Below are 5,009 nucleotides of genomic sequence, written 5' to 3' on the forward strand. Positions count from 1 at the left end.
TCTTTCTCCTTCCAATCTTTCAATGAGCTTCGCATATTTTGCGGGGTGCAAATGTAATATCCGTTTTCCATTCTCGCAAGCTTTTTTTGAATTTTTATTTGAAAATTTCTTTTCGTTTTGATTCTCTTTCTTGCCAGTATTTCGGTGAACGTCTATCGCTGTTGCGGGTGCAAAAGTAGACACTTTATTCGCTTTCACAAGCTTTTTAGTGAAGTATTTTTGATGTTTTTGAAAACTTTTTGTTAACACTCTGATAACACCACTTTTAGAAATTAAAGTAATTTTAGTTTTGAAAGGTTTTTCTTTAGTGAATTAGTTTCAATACTACACCTGCCTTTGAAATACCCCTATTTTACTGGTCTCGCAAAACAAACCCGACAGGTTTTGAAAACCTGTCGGGTTTAAAAGGACGCTGTGTTTTTATTTTTGGGGGTGTTTTCTTTTGAAAACCTCCACCCTAGCCCCGATAGAAGTGGAAATCCTTTTGCTTTTTCCTTTAAAAAGCAAAAGATTGAAACGAATAGCGGGAGATGGCTTCTAAAAACTTCAAATTCCAAAATCCAAATTCCAAACTTGATGGCTTCAACTTCGCTCAGCCAGACAAAACATCTCTTATTATATTTTCGCTTAGCTGGGCAAAAATTACTCTTATATATAGGTAGACAAAAATAAACCCGACAGGTTTTGAAAACCTGTCGGGTTGGTACTATATATATAAGTAGGTATTTAATTTAAACTATCGATAACTTCTTTTGCAATACGAATACATGCGATCATCATTGTTTTTGCAAATAAAGATAATCGGTAGTAGTACTCACATCACGTAATCGAATTTGAGAGTTATTAAACTCAAATAACTTCCAGCTGCGATTCAATTTACTTAAGGGTTCTGAATTGAACTCTATTTTAACCTCTCTAACTCCATTCTGTAATGTACTTTCCCATTGACCCGTTTGTGACACCCCTCCTTTAGTAGCAACTACAGATTTGTCACTTTTAAAAACAAATGAATAATCAACATAAGTGGATGTCTTTTCTGAGTCATCAAAAAAATAAGGTATTACCCAGCCCCCCTTTGTTATCGTTTGTGAAAAATCAAGTGTTACAATATTATTTTCAGGAGCATTGTCAATTGCATATTTAATTGCATTTTCGAATTCTAAGTTATTAGAGATTGATTTTGTCTGATTATTGTAATCCGCTATGGTAATTGGATATTTTAATGAAATATACTGACTGCTATTCAAATTTTTTATAAAATTGAAAAAGGTCTGATCGCTAACAATCGAAACAGCACTTGCAATTTGATTTGCGCCGTTATAACTATTAATCGTTATAGGGTAGTTTATGTTTAGTCCATTAATTTTGGATAACAAGTCAGGATGAAGATTCCAGTAGTCTATTAAAGTATTGAAGTCAGATTCAGTCGGAATGTTTTTTTCAATATAATTATAGTACACCATCATTACGGGGAAGTCTATTTTTACAATATCGTCATCATACGTACTTGCATTTATATTGTCTGTTACTTTTTTATAATCGGCAGTAGTATTTATGGCGATTTTTGCATTATTAACAGTAACCGTATAAGGGAGTTTGATCGTGCAATAACTAGACCTGTCGATTACATTATCCTGCACGGTTTGAACCATTGCAACCCTTTGCAAATAAGTCGTAAGAGGCGAAACATTTGTAACTGTTCCCTGCGCGTTATTATCTTTCTCATCCATTTCGCTTTGACAAGACAGCAAGAACAAGAAAACCACTATTGATAAATATTTTTTCAAGGGGAACATATTTATATTTTTACAAAGGTAACAAAATTAAAGAAACTGTTTTTTTAATAAATCCTCTCCAAGGACTTTCATTCGATTCTACAAAACATTAATTATCAACAGAAAACAACACTTCCTGTTTGTATAAAACAATCGGCTTTGCTTTTACCCTACTTAAACCAAAAACAAATACTTTTGCAAGGTAACAACTGAAAAACCAAATGTCACAAAAAAACCAATCAAATACTTGCGATGAAATAATCTTTTCGACTTTTTTTAAAAGTCAGGTAAAAGCGCTTCGCAATTTTCTCTTTTACAAATTTGGCAATATCGATCAGGCGGAAGATTTAGCTCAGGAAGCATTTGTAAAACTTTGGCAAAATTGTGCTTCAGTGCCTCTTGAAAAAGCAAAGTCATACCTATATACTATTGCAAATAACAGCAGCCTCAACGCAATTGCACATCAAAAAGTTGTTTTGAGGTACGAGAAAAACTTCACTGGCTTAGATAAAACAAATGAAAATCCGGAATATATTCTGGAGGAGAAACAATTTCAAACTAAGCTTTTGAAAGCCATTGAAAATTTAAACGAAAAACAACGTATCGCTTTTTTGATGCATCGAATTGACGGAAAAAAATACAGCGAAATCGCCTTACAGCTTAATATTAGCGTGAAGGCTGTTGAAAAGCGTATTCATCTTGCTTTGCTAAGCTTACGCAAAGAAATTGATTTATAGAAGTAGGGTAAATTTAGATTCAATTGTTTTAACAACATAATACCAGTGTAATGAAAAAAAATCGCTTATTAGCAAAATGGCTTAACAATGATTTATCTCAGGATGAATTAGCTGAATTTGAAGCAAGTCCCGATTTTGAAAAATACCAAAAAATAAAGAATTATACTGATCATTTGGAAGTAGATGATTTTGATGAGAATAAGATGTTGTCTAATATCCTCAATCAGAAAAAAGAAACTCCAAAAGTAATTCCTTTATACAAAAAATGGATGTTTAAAGCTGCCGCTGTATTTGTGTTAGCGCTCGGAATTACGTTTGTTATGAAACTTTTTGTCCCTCAGACTCAAACCGCAAATTTTGGAGAGAAAACCTCTTTTTCATTGCCTGATAACTCTGAAGTTGTGCTAAACTCCGGTTCTGAAATAAGTTACAAAAAATGGAACTGGACCAATAACAGACACCTTGAATTAAAAGGAGAAGCCTATTTTAAAGTTGCCAAAGGCCGACGATTTGAAGTACAGACCAGCCTGGGGAAAGTATCAGTTTTAGGAACTCAATTTAACGTTAAAGTTAGAAAAAACAAGTTTGATGTCGTTTGTTATGAAGGACGCGTAAAAGTAAATTATGCAAACACTCAAATTGTACTAACCCACGGACAAAGTGTTAATTTTGAAAACGGCAAACAAGTAAAATTGAATGTAAGATCATTGAAACCAGAGTGGATTGACAATCAAATATCTTTTTACCAGGAAAATATCCGGGCAATATTAGACGAGGTTGAAAGACAATACAATATTACAATTGAATTGAACACAAAAGATACGGTCTCTTTATTTACCGGAAAATTACCTGCGAAGGATTTAAACACAGCCATACAAATTATTAGTACAACCTATCATTTAGAGGCTAAAAAAGTCTCGAAAAATAAAATAATTTTTGACGAAAAATAAATGTCTCTCCCCAAACAATTTCATTTTTTGTTTTTTCTGTTTTTCCTTGTCCTGAACGGCTTCGCTCAAGACAAAGGAAAACCTGTGCCTTTTAAAAAAATTATTGCAGCTATAGAAAAACAACATCATGTAAGTTTTAATTACACGGAAGACAATATTACCAACCTACAACTAAACCCTCCTAAAGGATCTCTTACTTTAGATCAGAAACTACAATATCTTACAGAAAAAACCAATCTGTCATTTGAAAATATCGAAAACCAATTCATTAATATTTATAAAAATGATACTGAATCGGAAATGATTTGTGGTTATGTTTTTTCTACTGATCATAAAAAACCTATTGAAAACGCCAATATTAACCTGCTTAACAAAACTCAAACTACCACTGATTCTAATGGTTATTTTGAGTTTAAAAAAGACCTTAAAAATACATTCCTAATCAGCCATATTGGCTTTATAACCAAAAAAATTGTCATCAGTAATTCCTCATCCAAAAACTGTCTGCAAATAACATTAGAGCCTGAAATCACAGAACTTCAAGAAATTAAAGCCAGTGCTATTTTAGCTTCGGGGATTTCAAAAAGTACAGATGGATCTTTTGAAATTAAACCTAAAAAATTTGGTATTCTACCCGGACTTATAGAGCCTGATGCTTTACAAACCATGCAGCAAATTCCGGGTGTAAACAGTCTTGACGAAAGTGTATCCAGCATCAATGTACGTGGTGGTACGCACGATCAGAATTTATTTTTGTGGAATGGAATCCGAATGTTTCAAACCGGGCATTTCTTTGGTTTAATATCCGTTTTTAATCCCAATCTGGCACATACCATTTCTATTTATAAAAACGGGAGCTCTGCCTTTTACGGCGAGAGTGTATCTAGTGTAGTAGCCATTTCCTCTACTCCTGAAACAACCGAAAAAAATACGTTTAACGCAGGAATAAATATGATAAATGCCGATATTTATGCAAAGTACAATCTCTCAAAAAAGAGTTCTATCGAAATTTCGGCGCGTAAATCGATTACCGATTTTGTAGAAACACCTACCTACAAAGAATATTTTAATAAAGTATTTCAAAATACTACGATCACAGACTTTTCAGACAAACAAAATATAGATTATCGCAGTGATAAGAAATTTGACTTTTATGATGCTACATTAAAATATGCGCACAAAATAGGCGATAAAGATCAAATCATACTCGATTTAATTACCATTAAAGATAATCTGGAAGTTTTTCAAAGTGCCACTGTATACAATATGAACAAATCGGAAAACAATGTTTTACGCCAACAAAATTATGGTGGAAATTTGTCGTGGAAAAGGAACTGGAACAACTATAATACAACTAAAATCAATATTTACAATTCTGCTTACGAACTTTTGGCCAACCAAAAAACTACTTTTGGAGATCAGTGCAAATTCCGGTTATATTGATCACCCCATTCCGTTTTAAAGTGAGCACCTGATTCCAGTTCAAAATGACCACCTAATTCCGGAGCAAAATGACCACCTCCGTTTTGATTAAAAACTATATTTTT

The 5,009-nt window shown here is 33.1% G+C and carries 5 protein-coding genes; 3 read left to right on the top strand and 2 right to left on the bottom strand.

Going from position 1 to position 5,009, the window contains the following annotated elements; translation table 11 throughout:
• The coding region (locus ACN1CN_RS22500) for a hypothetical protein (protein ID WP_419137894.1) at positions 1 to 249 on the bottom strand (249 nt) is incomplete at its 3' end.
• A 527-nt stretch (positions 250 to 776) separates the two neighbouring features.
• On the bottom strand, positions 777 to 1,796 hold the full coding sequence (locus ACN1CN_RS22505) for a hypothetical protein (RefSeq protein WP_419137896.1): 1,020 nt from the start codon (positions 1,794 to 1,796) through the stop codon (positions 777 to 779).
• A gap of 200 nt (positions 1,797 to 1,996) precedes the next feature.
• Here ACN1CN_RS22505 and ACN1CN_RS22510 point away from each other — a divergent pair, with 200 nt between their 5' ends.
• The 3 genes from ACN1CN_RS22510 to ACN1CN_RS22520 are packed head-to-tail and all read left to right on the top strand — an operon-like array spanning position 1,997 to position 4,905.
• Positions 1,997 to 2,512 carry an RNA polymerase sigma factor gene (locus tag ACN1CN_RS22510; RefSeq protein WP_419137898.1) on the top strand — a complete coding sequence of 172 codons (516 nt, stop codon included), beginning with the start codon at positions 1,997 to 1,999 and terminating at the stop codon, positions 2,510 to 2,512.
• Positions 2,513 to 2,562: 50 nt separating this feature from the next.
• Positions 2,563 to 3,462, top strand: a complete 900-nt coding sequence (locus ACN1CN_RS22515) for a FecR family protein (RefSeq protein ID WP_419137900.1) — start codon at positions 2,563 to 2,565, stop codon at positions 3,460 to 3,462.
• Positions 3,463 to 3,489: 27 nt separating this feature from the next.
• On the top strand, positions 3,490 to 4,905 hold the full coding sequence (locus ACN1CN_RS22520) for a carboxypeptidase-like regulatory domain-containing protein (RefSeq protein ID WP_419137902.1): 1,416 nt from the start codon (positions 3,490 to 3,492) through the stop codon (positions 4,903 to 4,905).
• Positions 4,906 to 5,009 lie beyond the last annotated feature (104 nt).

This window comes from Flavobacterium sp. T12S277 (assembly GCF_048514875.1).
GTDB lineage: Bacteria > Bacteroidota > Bacteroidia > Flavobacteriales > Flavobacteriaceae > Flavobacterium.

What these genes read in the sequence shown, in the direction of transcription:
- ACN1CN_RS22505 (WP_419137896.1), bottom strand. Translation starts at nt 1,796, where the DNA reads ATGTTCCCCTTGAAAAAATATTTATCAATAGTGGTTTTCTTGTTCTTG.
- ACN1CN_RS22510 (WP_419137898.1), top strand. Translation starts at nt 1,997, where the DNA reads ATGTCACAAAAAAACCAATCAAATACTTGCGATGAAATAATCTTTTCG.
- ACN1CN_RS22515 (WP_419137900.1), top strand. Translation starts at nt 2,563, where the DNA reads ATGAAAAAAAATCGCTTATTAGCAAAATGGCTTAACAATGATTTATCT.